Source organism: Curtobacterium sp. UNCCL17, from assembly GCF_000686685.1.
GTDB lineage: Bacteria > Actinomycetota > Actinomycetes > Actinomycetales > Microbacteriaceae > Curtobacterium > Curtobacterium flaccumfaciens.
Genome location: NZ_KK366001.1, coordinates 365,018 through 382,033, shown reverse-complemented (window position 1 = coordinate 382,033; position 17,016 = coordinate 365,018). Strand labels below are relative to the sequence as shown.

Here is a 17,016-nt window from a genome sequence, read left to right as displayed (position 1 = left end):
GCAGAGCATGCACACCAGCGGCAGCGTCGCCGCGGTCGACCTCGGGGCCACCAGCGGCCGGGTGATCGTCGGCCACGTCGACTCCGACGGGGTCCGGATGGACCACGTCGCACGGTTCCCGAACGGCCCCGTCACCCTGCACGAGGGCGACGCCGACACCGGCCGCGACGCCCTGCACTGGGACGTCGTCGAGCTGTACCGACAGGTGACCGAGGGGCTGCGGCGTGCGTTCGCCGAGCACCCCGCGATCGCCGGCATCGGCATCGACTCGTGGGCGGTCGACTACGGCCTGCTCCGCGACGGCCGACTGCTCGGGCTGCCCTCGCACTACCGCGACGACCGGCACCAGGGCGGTGTCGTCCCCGTGCACGACCGGATGTCCGCCACCGAGCTGTACGCCCGGAACGGCCTGCAGCACCTGCCGTTCAACACCCTGTTCCAGTGGGCTGCCGACCCGTCGCTGCAGCTCGCGCAGCGTGCGCTGCTCGTCCCCGACCTGCTCGGGTACTGGCTGACGGGGGTCGAGGCGGCCGAGCGCACGAACGCCTCGACGACCGGGGCCCTGAACGCGACCACCCGTGGGTGGGACCCGGCGGTGCGGGCTGCTGCGGGCCTCCCGGCCGGGCTGCTGCCCACGCTGCGCGACCCGGGCGAGCGACTCGGCCCCCTGCTGCCGTCCGTCGCCGCGCTCGTCGGCGGGCAGACCGACGTGACGCTGGTCGGTTCGCACGACACGGCGAGCGCCGTCGTCGCGGTCCCCGCGACGGAGCCGGACTTCGCCTACATCTCGTCGGGCACGTGGTCGCTCGTCGGCGTCGAGCTCGACGCGCCCGTCCTGTCGGACGCGGCACGCCGCGCGAACTGCACGAACGAGGGCGGTGTCGACGGCCGCGTCCGGTTCCTGAAGAACGTGTCCGGACTGTGGTTGCTGTCGGAGAGCGTCCGCACCTGGGAGCGCGGTGGCGACCACGTCGACCTGGAGGCCCTGCTCGCCTCCGCCGCGGCCGTCACCGCCCCGGTCCCCGTCTTCGACCCCGCGAACGATTCGTTCACGGCACCAGGCGACATGCCGGCGCGGATCGCCGCGTGGTGCGCGGCGCACGGGCTGAGCGCCCCCGCGTCGCGCGCGGAGTTCGTCCGGAGCATCCTCGAGTCGCTCGCGACGGCGTACGCCGAGACCCTGCGCACCATCGCCGACGTGACCGGCAAGACCATCCGGGTCGTCCACGTCGTCGGCGGCGGCTCGCAGAACCGCCTGCTCTGCCAGCTGACCGCGGACCGCACCGGCCTGCCGGTCGTGGCCGGCCCGGTCGAGGCCACCGCACTCGGCAACGTGCTGGTGCAGGCGCGCGCCGTCGGCCTCGCGGGCCTCGGAGGGGCTTCACTGGAGGCACTCCGCAGCATCGTCGCACGGAGCGTCGAGCCCGTGCGGTACACCCCCTCGGCGTCGTCGCGCGCCGATCCCGATCGATCCCCCGTCAGGAGCCACGCATGACCACGACCGACGACCAGCACCGGATCGACCCCGCAACCGGCGCACCGGCGCCCGCGACCGGGTCCACGTCCGCGGCTCGCACCCGGGTCAAGCGGCAGCTGCCGACGGTGCGGGACCTCGCGCCGCTCATGCAGTTCAAGAAGCCGTCGCTGCCGGGTCGGCGTCAGCGCCTCGAACAGGCCTTGACGATCTGGGACCTGCGGGACATCGCCGCCCGCCGCACCCCGAAGGCCGCGTTCGACTACACCGAGGGTGCGGCCGAGGCGGAGATCTCCCTGGCCCGCGCGCGGCAGGCGTTCGAGGACATCGAGTTCACCCCGGCGATCCTGCGGGACGTGTCGAGGGTGGACACCTCGCGCCAGGTGCTCGGGGCGCCGGTGTCGTACCCGTTCGGCATCGCGCCGACGGGCTTCACGCGGATGATGCAGACCGAGGGCGAGCGGGCCGGTGCCCGGGCCGCCGGACGTGCCGGTATCCCGTTCTCGCTCTCCACGATGGGCACCACCGCGATCGAGGACGTCCGCGACGCCAACCCGCACGGGCGCAACTGGTTCCAGCTGTACATGTGGAAGGACCGCGAGAAGTCGATGGCGCTGGTCTCCCGCGCCCAGCAGGCCGGCTTCGACACCCTGCTCGTCACGGTGGACGTCCCCGTCGCGGGTGCACGGCTGCGGGACAAGCGGAACGGGTTCTCGATCCCGCCGCAGCTGAGTGCCCGGACCGTGGTGAACGCGATCCCGCGGCCCTGGTGGTGGTTCGACTTCCTGACCACCGAGCCGCTGGCGTTCGCGTCGCTCGACCGCTGGTCCGGCACCGTCGGCGAGCTGCTCGACCACATGTTCGACCCGACCGTCACCTACGAGGACCTCGCCTGGATCCGTGACCAGTGGCAGGGCAAGGTCGTCGTCAAGGGCGTGCAATCGCTGGCCGACGCCAGGCGCCTGGCGGACCTGGGCGTCGACGGCATCACGCTGTCGAACCACGGCGGGCGACAGCTCGACCGGGCACCCGTCCCCTTCCACCTGCTGCCCGCCGTGGTCAAGGAGGTCGGGAAGGACACCGAGGTGCACCTCGACACGGGCATCATGTCCGGCGCCGACATCGTGGCTGCCGTGGCCCTCGGCGCGACGTTCACGATGGTCGGTCGCGCCTACCTGTACGGGCTGATGGCCGGTGGCGAGGCCGGGGTGGACCGGATGATCCAGATCCTGTCCGAGCAGATCGAGCGGACCATGCGGCTGCTCGGGGTGGCCTCGCTCGACGAGCTCGAGCCGGGGCACGTGACGCAGCTGCAGCGGTTGCCGCCGATCCCCCGGGTCTGACCCGTCGGCTCGTCGCGCGTTGCACCGTGCACGTTCGACGGTCGGACACCGGGCGTTCGTCGGTCGATTTCCGTGACGCCCCCCCGAACGGGTCACAAATGATGCAAGATGTCCGTGGACGTGTCAACGAAACCCTCGGCATCCGGCCGGCTGATGCGTCCGTCCCTCCCCGCATCCTGCGCCCGAGCATCCACGAGGAGCCCGACATCTCGACCCGAAGCACGTGCACGCCCTCGCGCGGCACGACAACACGGACCACGTCCACACCCCCGACCACCCGAGGGGGCACCCGATGATCCGCCACCGCGCGATCCTGGCGGTCGCGACCGCCGGCGCCCTGGTCCTCGGTGTCCCCACCGCCGCCTCCGCCCGCACCTGGTGGGGCTGGGACGGCGAACGCCGCTGGCACGACGCCCCGGTGAACCCCACCCCGACGCCGGCCCCGGACGAGACGGAGACCCCGGCCCCCACCGACGAGTGGGCCCCGGATGCGGAGCCCGAGCAGGACTCCGCGCCGATCGAGGACTCCGCCCCCGTCGCCGAGCCCGCACCCGAGGCCGCGCCGGAAGCAGCGCCCGAAGCGGAGGGATCCCCCGCGGACCTGTCCGCGATCGCACCGGACGCCTCGTTCGTCGAGGACTTCAGCAAGGACGCCGTCACGGGCCTGGTCTCGTCGCTGTACCCGCAGTCGTGGCAGGCCTACCCCGACGGCACCTCGGGCATCTACGCGCCGAGCAAGACCGTGTCGGTGCACGACGGCGTGATGGACGTCGCCCTCGGCACCGGTGCCGGAGCGGCCGGCACGTTCGGCTCCTCCGACGGCGCCTGGGACCACGTCGGCGGCTCGTTCTCGGTCCGCGCGAAGGCGACCGGCGGCGACGGCAACGGCGCGGCCTTCATGCTGTGGCCGACGTCGAACGTGTGGGCCGACGGCGAGATCGACTTTCCCGAGGGCAACTTCGAGGACAGCCCCTCGGTGTTCCACCACTCGATGACCCCGGGCAAGGAAGCCGAGCGCGTCCAGCTCGGCACCGGCGTCTCGTGGCGCGACTGGCACACCTACAAGGTCGACTGGGTCCCCGGTGAGTCCGTCACCTACAGCGTCGACGGCAAGGTCCTCGGCACGATCACGCACGACGTGCCGACGACCCCGCACCGCTTCATGTTCCAGGTCGGCAACTGGGGCGAGAAGGGCAACCTGCTCATCGACTGGGTCTCGACGACCGAGTAGCGTCCGCAGGTCCACGACACGACGGACGGGAGGCCCGGTGCCAGCTGGCACCGGGCCTCCCGTCCGTCTGCGTGGTCATGTTCCGGGCGTCACGCGCGCCGCTCAGAAGAGCGCGTTCAGGTCCGCGTAGTCCACCCCGGAAACCAGCGAGTCGTAGGTGCCCGTGGTCAGGAGTTCGGCCGCGGCCTGCCGAGCGACGGCGTACGCGGCCTGCGCGACGGCGGAACCGAGGCTGATGCGGGCCACACCGATCCCGGCGAGTTCCGACACGGTCGGCGACCCCGGACCGGCCATCACGTTCACGGGGCCGTCGATCGACTCCACCAGCGCACGGATGGTCCCGACGTCTCGGACTCCGGGGACGAACACGCCGTCCGCGCCGGCTCCGCGGTAGCGACGAGCACGCTCGAGCGTCTCGGCCAGGCGTCGTTCGGGATCGACGAGACCGGCGAGGTGGACGTCGGTCCGTGCGTTGACGAACAGGCGCACCCCGGCTCGTTCCGCGGCGCGCCGGGCCGCCCCGATCCGGTCGGCGAGCGCATCCGGATGCAACCTGCCGTCCTCGATGTTGATCCCGACGGCGCCCGCTTCGAGCACCGCGTCCACCGTGCGCGCCACGCCGTCCGCGTCGTCGGCGTACCCGGACTCGACGTCGACGGTGACCGGCACCGACACCGAAGCCGCGATCCGCGCGACCGCGTCCATCGCTTCCGCGCGGGTCAGGGTGTTCCCGTCCGGTCGCCCGAGGGACCAGGCGACGCCCGCACTGGTCGTGGCGATCGCGGTCGCGCCGGCGTCCTCGACGACTCGGGCGCTCGCGGCGTCCCAGACGTTGACGAGGACGAGTGGCCGGGATGGGTGGTCGTGGAGTCCGTGGAAGGTCGCGGCTCTGGTCGAAGTCGTGTTCACCCCTCGATCCCATCGGTCCGAGCGCGGACGAGCTGGCGGGTTCCGGACGACGCGGTGGGGCCGCTCACCCCTCGGGGAGAGGAGACCTGCCCCGCAGGCGCATCGTGCTGCTGCTCAGAGCTTCTCGTCGACGAGCGCGATGAAGCGGCTGCCGATGCCCTCGATCTCGCGCCGCGTCAGGCCGGCGGTGGGCTCGGGCGCCTGGTACGGGGCGTGGTAGTCGCACATCAGGTAGTCCCACTCGGGCCACCACTTCTTCGGGCGCGCCTCTTCGTCGAAGCCACAGACCACGCACTCCAGGCGCGTCCAGACCTTCTTGGTGCCGGTGCGGTTGGCGCGGGACTGCACGAGCCAGGCGGGCGGGTCCTGCTCGATCGCGTCGAGCTCCGCTTCGCTCAGGCGCGACGGGATGCCGTGGCGGGTCGCCATCTCGAGGGGGATGTCGAGCCGGACGGCGGCTTCGCGGCGGGAGAGCATCCGTCCAGGGTAGGTCCTGCCACTTCCCACCTCGAACTGCGTCAACGGTCGAGGGCCCCGACCGCGGACTTTCCTCGAGCGGGCAGTCCGTGTATGGTCTCGATCACTGAGGTAAAAGGCGCCGCGATCTGCGACGCACCAGCACGCGGCATCGAACGAGTCGCCACTTCTTCCCTCGAAGGAGTGCGCCATCGTGTCCCCCAGTCCCGCTCTCACCACCGGGCACGTGCTCGGCGGTGGTTCTTCTCCTCGTCTGCGCGACGCCTGGATCGCCCTCGCCGGGCTGTCCGCGGTGTTCCTGTTCGAGATGCTCGACAACTCCGTGCTCAACGTCGCCCTGCCGACGATCGGCCGCGACCTGGGCTCGTCGACGACGGGCCTGCAGTGGGTCTCGGGTGCCTACTCGGTCGCCTTCGGAGGGCTGATGCTGCTCTTCGGCGCCGTCGCCGACCGCATCGGACGCCGCCGGGTCATGTTCGCCGGGCTCGTCCTGCTGGCCCTGGCGAGCCTCGCCACGGCGGTGGTCACATCGACCGAGCAACTGATCGCCGTGCGCGTCGCGATGGGCGTCGCCGCGGCGATGACGACGCCCGGGTCGATGGCGCTGGCGTTCCGCCTCTTCGACGACGAAGGTCTCCGGGTGCGGGCGCTCACCGTCATCTCGACGGCCGGGCTCGTGGGGCTGGCCATCGGTCCGACCGTCGGCGGGTTCGTGCTCGCCGTCGCGCCGTGGCAGGTGCTGCTGCTGGCCGACGTGCCCATCGCGGTCCTTGCACTCGTCGGCATCCGGTTGGGTGTCGCCCGCGACGAGGAGGCGGGGCTCCGTCGCGATCCGGTCGACGTGGTCGGAGCGCTGCTCGGCACCGTGACCACGGCCGGAGCGCTCGTGGCGCCGACGATCCTGGTCGAGTCCGGAGCCACTGGCTGGTGGGGGTGGGCCGTCCTCGCCCTCGCCGCCACCTGCGCGGTGGGGTTCGTCGCCCGTGAGCGGACCGCGCGGCACCCGCTGATCGACCTGCACCTGCTCGCCCGACCACTCGTCTCGAGCGGCCTCGCGTTCAAGGCGGCGTCGGGGCTGGCCGTCGCCGGACTGTCGTACCTCGTGACCCTGCAGCTGCAGTTCGCCTGGGGCTGGCCGCCGGCCCTGGCCGCGGTCGGGACGCTGCCACAGGTGGTCGTGCTGCTCGTCGGCGGCCGCTTCGTCGGGCCGTTCGTGCAGCGGGTCGGCCTGGGCCGCGCCGCCTGGATGAGCGCCGTCTCGGTCGTCACCGGTCTCGCGGTCTTCGGCGCCCTGAGCCGGCACGGGTACCCGTGGGTGCTCGTCGCGCTCGTGCTCGTCGCAGCCGGCATGCGGGTCGTCGGCGTCGTCGCCGGCGCGTCGGTCCTCACGGGACTGCCCGCGGACCGCACCTCCGTCGGAGCGGCACTCGTCGACACCTCGAGCGAGCTCGCGGGTGGTGCCGCCGTCGCCGCGGCGGGGACCATCGTCGCCGCCTTCGTCGCCGGGAGCATCACCACGACCACCTGGACCGCCGCCCGGCTCGAGGGCTTCCAGGACGCCCTCACCGTCGCCGGCCTCGGCCTCGCCGCGGTCGCAGCGCTGCTCGTCGTGGTCGGCATGCTCCGAGCCCGGCCCACCGTCGAACCAGAGGACGAGGCCCCGTCCCGACCTGCCGACACCACCCCTGCACACACCGACCCGATCACCATCACCGAGGAGACCTCCCGTGCCTGACACCATCGCCCTCCCCCGCCCGCCGTTCGATCCCGAGTTCGTGCCCTTCCTCACGGCCATGGACGCGCGAGGCCGCTTCCACCTCACGACCCAGATGCTGCCGCAGATGCGACAACTGGACATGACGGAGGCGCAGCTCGACGAAGGACTGCGTGCTCGCGGCCTCGAGCGGAGCAGCGTCACGATCCCGGGGCACCGCGGCGACCCGATCGACCTCGCCGTGATCCAACGCGCCGGCCGAACCGGCACGGCTGCCCTGGCCTACGCGATCCACGGCGGCGGCATGATGTTCGGCCACCACCTCGGCAACCTCGACTCCTACGACGAGTGGCTGCTGGTGCACGACGTCGTCCTGGTCAGCCCCGACTACCGCCTGGCGCCGGAACACCCGGACCCGTACCCGGTCGAGGACTGCTACGCCGGTCTCGTCTGGGCAGCCGAGCACGCCGACGAACTCGGCATCGACCCGGAGCGCATCGTCGTCGTCGGGCAGAGCGCCGGTGCCGGTCTCGCCGCAGGCACGGCCCTCCTGGCCCGCGACCGACAGGGGCCCTCCGTCATCGGCCAGGTGCTCGTGAGTCCCATGCTCGACGACCGCGACGCGACGCTGTCGGCTCGGCAGTTCGACGGTGTCGGGGTCGCCGACCGGGAGATGACACGGTTCGGCTGGGACGCCTACCTCGGTGACCGGCGGGGTGGCGAGGACGTCTCCGTCTACGCTGCACCCGGCCGCGCGACCGACCTCACCGGGCTCCCGCCCGCGTACATCGACTGCGGCAGCACCGAGGTGTTCCGCGACGAGACCGTCGCCTACGCCAGCTCGCTGTGGGCGGCAGGAGTCCAGGCGGAACTGCACGTGTGGCCGGGAGCGTTCCACGGATCGACGAGCATGATGCCCGACGCGACGCTGTCGCAGCGGGCCGTGCGGGCCCTGCGCGAGTTCACCGGTCGCCTCCTCAACCCGGCCGCTTGACGGCGGCCCCGGCACGAGCACATCGCGGCGCTCGTGCCGGGACCGGCTCCTGTTCGCAGCAACAGCTAGATCCGGTCCAGGGACACCACCGTGACGACGATCGGCCACGACTCACCGTCGAGCTGCACGTACCGCAGCCCGCGCGGCAGGGCTTGTCCGTCTTCGGACTCAACGACGACTCCCTGCAGCCCGATGAGGTGCCCGGAACCCCTGCTGTAGTGCACGCGATCACCGACGACGGGCATGATGATGGTGTCCGCCGCCAGCTCCTCTGCAGCGAGTTCCACGGTGAGAGGCCGAGACTCCGTGAGCACCTCGGCGAGCTGTGCCTCGAACACGCCGCGTTCGTCGAGCTCCGCGTCGCCCGCCTCGGGATCCACGATCCTCGCGATTGGCAGGATCTGCTGGCCGATCGTGCGCGCGACTCCGCATCCGATCGCGACACCCAGGCCGGCGAGGGACAGCCCCGTGCTCGCCATCTCGAACCGCAACGGGACTGGCTCAGCAACGACCTGACGGATTCCGCCGTTCGAGCCGCCGGCGGTGTGCGCTCGCACGGCAGTCGCCTTCACCGCGCCGTGGAGTCGTGGCGTGACCGGAGCTGCTCGTGTCCGCCGGAGATCACCGCCGAACTGCGCGCCCAGATGCTTCTTGAACGCGAGGGCGCGAGGCCGTCGCTCGTCGCAGTTGTCCATCGGGTCGCCTTCGGGTCGGCTTCTCGCAGCCTCGGGTCAGGCTGTTCCCGGACCGTACTGCCGGACCGTCGGCGTGCACGATGGTTCCTCAGCGATATTGCGGTAACCAGCAACGCCGATTCGGAGTTCGCGCCGGCACAGCCCCCGTTTGCTCCGACCTCGGCCTCCTCAGCGGGCGGGCGCCTCTTCGTCGCGGCGTGCTCTTCGCCGCAGGACCTGACGGACCCCCGTGAGCACGGCGCCGCACACGACCGTGACGACGATGCCGATGGCCGTCCCGCCGGCCGATCCGCTTCCGTAGTTCGACCATGGCAGCCCGAGACCCCGCTGGAGCGCGGGGCCCAACACGAGGAGCACCCCGGCCGGAACGACGATGATCAGCAACGCGCGGCGGCCGCTCCAGGCGGGATGCAGCAGGATGACAGCGGCGGCCACGGCGACGACCGCCAGAGCACCGTAGATCCACGATGCGCCGGACATCCGCCAGCCGTCGTGCGCGAACCAGTCTTGGACTTCACGGACGGTGCGCGCCCACGCGTGCTGACCTCGGCCGTGCGTCGACGAGATGACGGGCAGTGGCCATCCGATGACGGCGAGAACTCCGGCGACCGCGCTCGCGACTCCGAGCACGACCACCCCGAACCGCGAACCGGCGCTGGGTGCAACGTCGAAGTCGGAGATGCCCACGCGCAGGAGGCTACCGGGCGAGCGCAACGGTCGTTCCACTCGGGCACGCCGCTCACGCCCGGGTCGATGAGTGTCTCGTGATCGACGGTCTGTGAAGCGATGCCCCGAGGTCCAGGTTGCCCATTGAGTAAATTTGCCCAATGGGCAAATATGTTCTAGTTTGGTGTCATGACAGACGAGTTCTCGTTCCGTGACCAGAAGAAGGCAGCGATCCGTGACGCGTTGAGCGTGACGACTGTGCTGCTCGCTCGGGAGCGGGGGCTCGACAACATCCGTGTCGAGGACATCGTCGGTCGGGTCGGAGTGTCGAGGCGGACGTTCGGGAACTACTTCTCGAGCAAGGAAGACGCGATCGCGGACCGCCACGTGCAACGCGTGCGCAGGGCAGCCGACGATCTGCTCCAGCGGCCACTCGAGGAGCCGTTGTGGGCTGCCATCACGGAGGCGCTGCTCGCGCCGTACGAGGCAGAAGAGACGGCGACCCCGTCCCGGGAGGAGCAGAGCGGACTGCTTGCAGTGCTGTCGACGCCGGGCATGCAGTCAGCCGTCGATCGAGGTGCTCGCGCAGCGAACGCAGTGTTCGCGGCCGCCGTCGCGGCGCGCTCAGACGCAGCACCGGAGGATCCAATTCCTGGTCTGGTGTCCGCCGCTGCGCTTTCGACCTTGTTGACAACGCTGGAGTCCTGGGCGGCGCGCGCGGAGCCACAACCCCTCCAGCCGTTCCTCCGAGCTGCGTTCCAAGTCCTCGGCGACGGTTTCGATCACCTCCGCTGACCACTGATCCCACACTCTTCGTCAGAAGGAAGACCATCATGTACGACGTCGTCATCGTCGGAGGCGGCCCCGTGGGCATCTTCGTCGCCTGCGAGCTGAAGCTCGCGGGTGTGAACCCCCTCGTCCTCGAACGCCTCCCCGAGATCAACCAATGGGACAAGGCGCACGGCTTGACCGGGCAGGTCGTCCGACTGCTGGACCACCGCGGCTTGTTCGAGCGGTGTGCTGGGAGGGCCGCCCCGGAGCCGGCTCCGGGCTTCTTCTTCGGAGCGCTGCCATTGCCGCTCCACACGCTCGGCGACCGCAACCCGATGTACCTGCTCCACATCAACCAGCGCGACCTCGAGCGCGTGCTCAACGACCGCGCAGCAGAACTCGGTGTCGAGATCCGTCGCGGCGTCGAGATGCGCTCCTTCACCCAACAGGGCGACTCCGTCACCGTCGACGTTGTCGACGTCGCGAGCGGAGCAGAGAGCACCGTGTCGGCGCAGTACCTCGTGGGTAGTGACGGGGCGCGAAGCACTGTTCGGAAGCTCTCCGGTATCGGCTTCCCTGGCAACACCGACCACCACATCGTGGACCGCACAGCCCTGATCTCGCCAACTGAGCAGCTGACGCCCGCCGGCCCCGGGAAAGTGCACGTCGCGGGTCTGGGAGAGATCGCGGAGAGCTTCCACCGCACTGAAACCGGCGTCGTCACCATCGCCCTCCGTGACCCGGAGCACCCGCTGGTCTACACCGCGGAATGGGAGGACCAGCCTGACCGCAGCTTCCCCGGTGAGGGAGCAGCCATGACATTGCACGAGATGGAGGACAGCCTCGAGCGCGTCCTCGGCGTCCGTCTCGACCTCAACGCGCCGGCCGACGGTGAGCCGACGTTGCTGCGCCGTCTGACCGGTCGGAACACACGCGTCGCTGACCGCTATCGCGACCGGCGGATCTTCCTCCTCGGCGATGCCGCACACGTGCACTCTGCCGCAGGCGGACCCGGCCTGAACCTCGCGCTCCAGGACGCGGCGAACCTCGCCTGGAAACTCGCCGCCAGCCTCCACGGCTGGGCCCCCGCGAGCTTGCTCGACACCTACGAGACAGAGCGGCGCCCGCTCGGACAACGCGTCTTCATGCAGACCCAAGCGCAGACCGCGCTCATGGCGCCCGGCTCGGATGTCACCGCCCTCCGGAACCTCTTCGCCGAGATGCTCGCAGACACGACCACCGTGCAGCGCATCGCAGATCTCCTCGCCGGCTCGGACGTCCGCTACGACACGAGTCCCGCGAACCCAGACGGCCCCACCGGATGGTTTGCACCGTCACAACGGGTCGAACTCGCCGACGGGACCATCAGCAGAATCCCGGAACTGCTCCGCACCGCCCACCCCATCTTGGTCGACGCGACCGGCACGTACCGCGACACCATCGCTCCATGGAACGACCGCGTCGACTACGTGCCGCTTGCCGCAACGTACGAACAGACCTCGATGCTGATTCGGCCCGACGGATTCGTCGCCTGGTCCCACAGCGACCCCGCCTCCCTCACAGAGGCACTCGCCGCCTGGTTCGGAACACCCGAACACGGCTCTACCGGAACGGTGTAACGCGTGAACCTCGACGTGATCGGAGCCGCGATCGTCTCGATCAGCGGCGCGCTCTTCGCGACAGCTTCGATCTGGTGTCTGATCGGCCTTTTCCTCAGAACACGAGCAATGCCTGTGCTCCCAGCAGCTTCCAGAGCCCACCTGTTCACGTCGGCATTGACGGTCTTCGCCGGGCTCGTGGTCCACATCATCGGCTTCTTTCCCGAAGCCTTCGTGCTCATCTACGGAGGCGCGACGTCGATGCTCGTCGCCGCCTTCTTCGCACGTACGACGGAACGGCCCGCGCCCGGCCGGGTCGCGGGGCCGGCCCTGCTCACGGCGGGCGGGATCGTCGTGCTCACCATCGGGCTGCTCATCTAACCGCTGAACAGTCACAAGCGCGCGAAAGTAAAGAGCGAGCGAGCGAGCGAGCCCGTGACCGTCCCGTAGCCGATTCCTCACCGGGTTCTGGTCGCCTCAGAGCTCTGACGTCGGCTGTTGGCGGGGGTTGAGGAGATCGCCGTCCCAGCTCAGGTCGTCGTCTTCGTGCACCTCGAAGGCCTCGAAGTGATCGTCCGCGAGGATGCTGTCGACGAGTGCGCGTGAGCCGGCGACGATCGTCGAGTCCCAGTCTTCCTCTGAAGCGACGACCCAGGTGTGATCCCCGGGCCAGATCAGCGACGTGTAGGGCCCTTCCTGCTGGGGGCGACTGCATCCCCATCCGGGGACGGAGCGCTGCGCCCACGATGGGTCAGCAAGCTCGCGCAGGCTCGAGCTGAACAACCACATGTCCCGACCGGGCCACGGCATCTGCATGCGAGCCCGCGCGCGTGTGTTCCGGCCCCCCTCGGCCCATGGCGGGTTGCCGGTGCCTTCCCATGCTCCGATGACCAGATTGTCCGGGGTCCGTGTCGCGGCCCGCAGGTGCGTGGTCAGGACCGCGAGGTCCTCCGGGTCGAACCACCCATCGTCCGACTGACCGACACTCCACCCATCCGACCAGTCCCTCATGTGCTCGTCATCGCTGATGCGGAACCACTGCACCAGGGGATGCATCACCCGGCCGTTGCGGCGCGCAACCTCAGCCCACCGCCAACGCGTGTGCTCAACATCGACGGGATTGCCCCACTCGTCGACCGTGTTCGGGTCAGTACGGTGCGCATCCACCGGGTGCAGCAGCCGCGCGTACGCATCGAAGCCCGTGCCAGCGACACCGCCGACGGTCGCCCATCGACCGGCTCGCTGCACGAGCCAGTCACCTCGCAGGGCTTCGGTCAGCAGGAGCACCGCATCAGCATCCCGCGGCGAACGCCTTCACTCAGGAGGAGCAGTCTCCGAAGACCATCCGCAACCGGAACCGCCCCTACTCCCCCACGTCCGAGCAGCCAGGCAACGCAGCGATGTCCGTGCACCGGTACTCGCTCCACCCACCCTGGCCGTAGGTGTCGTACGCCGCAGTCGACGCCACCGTGGCCCCTGCACCACCCGTCCGGACGAAGGACGGGGTCGGATCACCCTCGGTCGTCCACCGGACCCACTGGAGCGAGGCCACCTCGCCCGCTTCGGTCGCGTCCTGCAGGCACCTCAGGCTCTCGGCGGGGAGCGCACCGTCGGCCTCGAGCTCCACGTCACCGCAGTCGGTACCGCTCGGGTTGCTGACCCACTCGGGCGCATCGGCGAGTGTGCGGGCGGATGCGATGGGGTCAGCTGGCTGTTCGCTGCACGCCGACAGGAGCGGCAGCGCGACCAGCGCGAGTCCGGCGGCGGCGAGGACGAGAGGCTTCTGCACAGGACGAGCATGGCTGAACGAGACGCCCTGCCGGGTCACGGTCCGACAACATGTCGAGCGCTGGCGACCTGACGCCCGGTGGTCCACACGAGACGGACGGGAGGTGGGCCCCACCAGCCGGTACCGGCGCACCGCGCCAGCGGGGTGACGGCCGAGCCTGGAGGGACGGTGCCAGCTGGCACCGGGCCTCCCGTCCGCCTGCTGGTCGCGTCGACGACGCGACCAGCAGGCACTGGTGCGTCAGCGCGATCGGACGATCGCGGCCTTGGTCTGGTCACGCAGGTACGCGACGCCGGCGGCGTTCGGGTGGAGTGCGCCGAACAGGATGCTGTACTTCGTCCCGGCCAGCGGCGTGCTGTTCGCGGCGGTGCCGCGATCGGTCAGGGTGAGTCCTGACATCCATGCCGAGCCCGACGCAGCACAGGGCGTGTGCGCGGCAGACCCCTGGAGCGTCGAGACGTAGGTGAAGCCACGAGCCTGCGCCGCAGCCTTCACCGCTGCGTCGAGCGCGTTCTGGGTGCGGTGGAAGTAGGCGGTGTCGGTCGCGGTGAAGGGGAACGCGTTCTGCGGGAACGGCGGCTCGAGTCCGGAGTCACCGAGGAGGCTCGAGAAGCACCCCTTCGGGGACTGCGCCGAGCCCGGCGCGATCATCGGGTAGCCGACGACGAACACCTTCGCCCGCGGCGCACGCTGCGCGATCACACGGAACGTCTGCGCGAGCCGTGGCGCGACCGTGTTGTGGATGCGCGCTGCGAGACGGTCCCGCTCGACGCCGTGCACGACTGGTGCGTAGTAGTCCTTGCAGTGGTCGTAGGTCTTGCCGTGGATCTCCGAGAACACCGGACCGTCCTTGTCCAGCGCGACGCAGTTCGAGATGACGTCGGTGAACCCCAGGTCGTTCCCGCCGATCGACACCGTGACGACGTCCGTGTCCTTGGACAGCGCGTCGGCCTGGACGGGCGCGGTGGCACTGCCGACACCGGTCGCCTGCGGGACCCGGGTGATGTTGCCGGTGGTGGCACCGGCGCAGGCACGGTCGTCGAGCCGGAGCCCCAGCGATGCCGCGACCTGGTGCGGGTAGTCGGTGGTGGACTGGAAGCAGCCGGCCGCCGGACCCGAGCCGTAGGGGGCGACGCCGAAGCCGCCCGCGTACGAGTCGCCGAGGGCCACGTAGCTGTCACCGCGGGACGGCGAGGACACGGCGGCCAGGGACTGGGCGGGCGCCGCGCCGTCGGCGTTGGCCGCGGAGACGGGCCCCGCTGCCCCGACAGCGAGCGCTGCCGCCGTCAGGACGCCACTGGTGATCAGCAGCGCGTTGGTCCGGCGGAGGCGAGGAGCGTGACGCATGGAGCAGGTTCCTTCCAGAGGGCCTATTCGACAGGCGATCGTCTGACAAGTAGACGGTAGGTCGGCGGGACGCCCCGCGCCATGAGAGGGCCACAAGGTGCATGGGATGCATTCCGCGCACCCGCCCTGTCCCTCGACGTGGATCAGGTCGGCGCGCACCAGGTGGACAGGTGGTCCAGCGCCGCTCCGGCCGTGTTCACCAAGCGCTTTCGGGTCGATTCCCGGTCGGCATCCGCGAGGACCGCGTCGCCGATGGCCTCGGTGACCTGCTGCACGACGGCCACGAGGGCGGCAGCCTGAGCACGCCGGGTCATCGAGTCGAAACCCGTGTCCGCCAGTTCCTCTGCCACCGCGGACGTGACCTCGTCGTAGAACTCCAGCGCCCGTCGACGGAGCACCGCGCTGAGCCGGCACTGCGCAGGGAACTCCCCCCGCGCCAAAGCCGGATCCTCTGCGACGTACCGATCGACGTCCTCGAGGACGATGGTGCGCATCGCTTCCGCTGGCGACTGGTGCGCACCTCGGTCAGCAACCGCAGCTCGGATCTTCTCGAGCACCTCGTCAGCTCGGTCGAACACCAGATCGGGTTTGGTCGGGAAGTAGTTGTAGACGGTCTGATCCGAGACGCCTGCGGCTCGGGCCACGTCTGAGATCGACACCTCGTCGTACCCGTGCTCAGCGAACAGTCGTGCAGCAACGTCCCCCAGGCGCTCGCGGGTCTCCCGTTTCTTGCGCTCTCGCAGCCCCGACGGAACGACCGTACTCGACTCCACCATCCCCCGAGTCTGGCACGAAACGTTGAGTGACCCAAAGTTCTGGTACGTTTGCCGAACTTAGAGTCACTACAAGTTCGGCGGATGCCGAGGAACGAGGACGATCGATGACCACGCAGACACAGGGACAGGTACTCATCGCAGGAGCGAGTTTCGCCGGGCTCGCGACCGCGCTGTGGATGCGTCGGCTCGGGTACGACGTCTCGATCGTCGAGGTCGCTCCCGGGTTGAAGCGAGGCGGCACCCCGGTCGACATCCGCGACGACACCATCGCGATCGTCGACCGGATGGGCCTGCTCGAGCAGATCTCGGCGAAAGCGCTCGCGCCGCGGGTGACGGAGTTCACAACGCCGGAGGGAGACAGCATCGCGCGGATGGATCCCGTGCCACCCTCGGCCGGATCGACGGGCGACGGCTACGAGATCCACCGCGACGACCTGCTCGACATCCTCGCCGCCGCGACCGAGGGCGAAGTGGAGATGCTGTGGAACAACTCGGTCACGTCCCTGCACGAGACCGACGAGGAGCGCGTGCACGTCACCTTCCGCGACGGAACCGAACGGGACTTCTCCATGGTGTTCGGCTGCGACGGCAACCACTCCACAGTGCGTCGACTGCACTTCGGGCAGGAGGCGCTGTACAGCCACTTCCTGCGGACGTACTTCTCCGTCGCCATCCTCGACGACCTCGTCATCGAACCGCAGACGACCCGGATCACCAACGCACCCGGCGTCACGATGCTGGTCAACTCGTACGACACCACCACCGACCTCGTCCTCGGATTCCGCTCCGAGCAGGAGATCCCCTTCGACCACCGCGACGAAGCGGCACAGAAGCGCATCCTCCGCGACCACATGCTCCGGGCCGGCTCGCCGTTCTCAGACCACGTCGACAAGGCGATCGGCGTCGAGACCTTCTACTTCGACAAGCTCAGCCAGATCAAGATGCCGGCGTGGACGTCCGGCCGCGTCGCACTCGTCGGCGACGCGGGCTACTGCCCCTCCCCGGCCGCCGGGATGGGCGGCTCGCTCGCCATCATCGGCGCCACCGCACTCCACGACGCCCTCCGGGACGCGGACGGCGACGTCGAGCAGGCATTCGCTGACTACGAGCGCGTGGTCCGGCCGGTCGTCGACGCGGTACAGCACGACGCCGAGCACATCGGTGTCAGCAGCTACTTCCCCGCGACCGCAGACCAGATCGATGCGCGCAACAGGATGCTGCTCGACCGCTGA

Annotated in this window: 17 protein-coding genes; 9 read left to right on the top strand and 8 right to left on the bottom strand. The window is 70.1% G+C overall.

Annotation, left to right across the window (positions count from 1 at the left end):
- Window positions 1–7 precede the first annotated feature (7 nt).
- The 3 genes from BR70_RS20710 (at window position 8) to BR70_RS23745 (ending at window position 4,048) form a co-directional block, all read left to right on the top strand.
- Window positions 8–1,495 (top strand): rhamnulokinase, encoded by a 1,488-nt coding sequence (locus BR70_RS20710; RefSeq protein ID WP_051596866.1) that lies wholly within the window; start codon window positions 8–10, stop codon window positions 1,493–1,495.
- A complete protein-coding gene (locus BR70_RS0111630; RefSeq protein WP_197019647.1) occupies window positions 1,492–2,817 on the top strand; it encodes an alpha-hydroxy acid oxidase in 1,326 nt (441 codons plus the stop codon). Before BR70_RS20710 ends, BR70_RS0111630 begins: the two co-directional genes overlap by 4 nt.
- Before the next feature lie 292 nt (window positions 2,818–3,109).
- Window positions 3,110–4,048 (top strand): glycoside hydrolase family 16 protein, encoded by a 939-nt coding sequence (locus BR70_RS23745; protein ID WP_231495699.1) that lies wholly within the window; start codon window positions 3,110–3,112, stop codon window positions 4,046–4,048.
- A 102-nt stretch (window positions 4,049–4,150) separates the two neighbouring features.
- Here the strand turns inward: BR70_RS23745 and BR70_RS0111620 are convergent, their stop codons facing one another.
- Both BR70_RS0111620 and BR70_RS0111615 read right to left on the bottom strand, forming a co-directional pair.
- On the bottom strand, window positions 4,151–4,957 hold the full coding sequence (locus BR70_RS0111620) for an isocitrate lyase/PEP mutase family protein (protein ID WP_027466205.1): 807 nt from the start codon (window positions 4,955–4,957) through the stop codon (window positions 4,151–4,153).
- A gap of 114 nt (window positions 4,958–5,071) precedes the next feature.
- The gene (locus BR70_RS0111615) at window positions 5,072–5,434 is read right to left on the bottom strand and encodes a hypothetical protein (protein ID WP_027466204.1); all 363 of its coding nucleotides are present in this window, start codon (window positions 5,432–5,434) and stop codon (window positions 5,072–5,074) included.
- Window positions 5,435–5,627: 193 nt separating this feature from the next.
- Between BR70_RS0111615 and BR70_RS0111610 the strand changes: the two genes are divergently transcribed.
- Both BR70_RS0111610 and BR70_RS0111605 read left to right on the top strand, forming a co-directional pair.
- Window positions 5,628–7,169 (top strand): MFS transporter, encoded by a 1,542-nt coding sequence (locus tag BR70_RS0111610; protein WP_331279976.1) that lies wholly within the window; start codon window positions 5,628–5,630, stop codon window positions 7,167–7,169.
- Window positions 7,162–8,142: an alpha/beta hydrolase gene (locus BR70_RS0111605; RefSeq protein ID WP_027466202.1), complete on the top strand. Its 981-nt coding sequence runs from the start codon at window positions 7,162–7,164 to the stop codon at window positions 8,140–8,142. The genes BR70_RS0111610 and BR70_RS0111605 overlap by 8 nt, the downstream gene beginning before the upstream one ends.
- A gap of 65 nt (window positions 8,143–8,207) precedes the next feature.
- Here the strand turns inward: BR70_RS0111605 and BR70_RS0111600 are convergent, their stop codons facing one another.
- Together BR70_RS0111600 and BR70_RS0111595 are read right to left on the bottom strand one after the other, a co-directional pair.
- Complete coding sequence (locus BR70_RS0111600) at window positions 8,208–8,699, bottom strand: hypothetical protein (RefSeq protein WP_197019646.1); 492 nt, start codon at window positions 8,697–8,699, stop codon at window positions 8,208–8,210.
- Between the two features lie 306 nt (window positions 8,700–9,005).
- On the bottom strand, window positions 9,006–9,524 hold the full coding sequence (locus BR70_RS0111595) for a hypothetical protein (RefSeq protein ID WP_027466200.1): 519 nt from the start codon (window positions 9,522–9,524) through the stop codon (window positions 9,006–9,008).
- 168 nt (window positions 9,525–9,692) lie between these two features.
- Between BR70_RS0111595 and BR70_RS0111590 the strand changes: the two genes are divergently transcribed.
- The 3 genes from BR70_RS0111590 to BR70_RS23305 are packed head-to-tail and all read left to right on the top strand — an operon-like array spanning window position 9,693 to window position 12,253.
- Window positions 9,693–10,298 (top strand): TetR/AcrR family transcriptional regulator, encoded by a 606-nt coding sequence (locus tag BR70_RS0111590; protein ID WP_027466199.1) that lies wholly within the window; start codon window positions 9,693–9,695, stop codon window positions 10,296–10,298.
- A 38-nt stretch (window positions 10,299–10,336) separates the two neighbouring features.
- Window positions 10,337–11,893: an FAD-dependent monooxygenase gene (locus BR70_RS0111585; RefSeq protein WP_027466198.1), complete on the top strand. Its 1,557-nt coding sequence runs from the start codon at window positions 10,337–10,339 to the stop codon at window positions 11,891–11,893.
- A gap of 3 nt (window positions 11,894–11,896) precedes the next feature.
- The gene (locus tag BR70_RS23305; RefSeq protein WP_139179237.1) at window positions 11,897–12,253 is read left to right on the top strand and encodes a hypothetical protein; all 357 of its coding nucleotides are present in this window, start codon (window positions 11,897–11,899) and stop codon (window positions 12,251–12,253) included.
- A 96-nt stretch (window positions 12,254–12,349) separates the two neighbouring features.
- Here the strand turns inward: BR70_RS23305 and BR70_RS22400 are convergent, their stop codons facing one another.
- The 4 genes from BR70_RS22400 to BR70_RS20690 all read right to left on the bottom strand — a co-directional run bounded on the left by BR70_RS22400 (window position 12,350) and on the right by BR70_RS20690 (window position 15,784).
- A complete protein-coding gene (locus BR70_RS22400) occupies window positions 12,350–13,159 on the bottom strand; it encodes a hypothetical protein (RefSeq protein WP_027466196.1) in 810 nt (269 codons plus the stop codon).
- Window positions 13,160–13,235: 76 nt separating this feature from the next.
- Complete coding sequence (locus tag BR70_RS20700) at window positions 13,236–13,661, bottom strand: hypothetical protein (protein ID WP_051596865.1); 426 nt, start codon at window positions 13,659–13,661, stop codon at window positions 13,236–13,238.
- A gap of 240 nt (window positions 13,662–13,901) precedes the next feature.
- On the bottom strand, window positions 13,902–15,008 hold the full coding sequence (locus tag BR70_RS22395) for an SGNH/GDSL hydrolase family protein (RefSeq protein ID WP_051596864.1): 1,107 nt from the start codon (window positions 15,006–15,008) through the stop codon (window positions 13,902–13,904).
- Window positions 15,009–15,151: 143 nt separating this feature from the next.
- Window positions 15,152–15,784 carry a TetR/AcrR family transcriptional regulator gene (locus BR70_RS20690; RefSeq protein WP_051596863.1) on the bottom strand — a complete coding sequence of 211 codons (633 nt, stop codon included), beginning with the start codon at window positions 15,782–15,784 and terminating at the stop codon, window positions 15,152–15,154.
- A 104-nt stretch (window positions 15,785–15,888) separates the two neighbouring features.
- On the opposite strand from BR70_RS20690, the gene BR70_RS0111555 reads away from it, so the two are divergent.
- Entirely contained in the window at window positions 15,889–17,016 is a 1,128-nt protein-coding gene (locus BR70_RS0111555) for an FAD-dependent monooxygenase (protein ID WP_027466195.1), read from the top strand.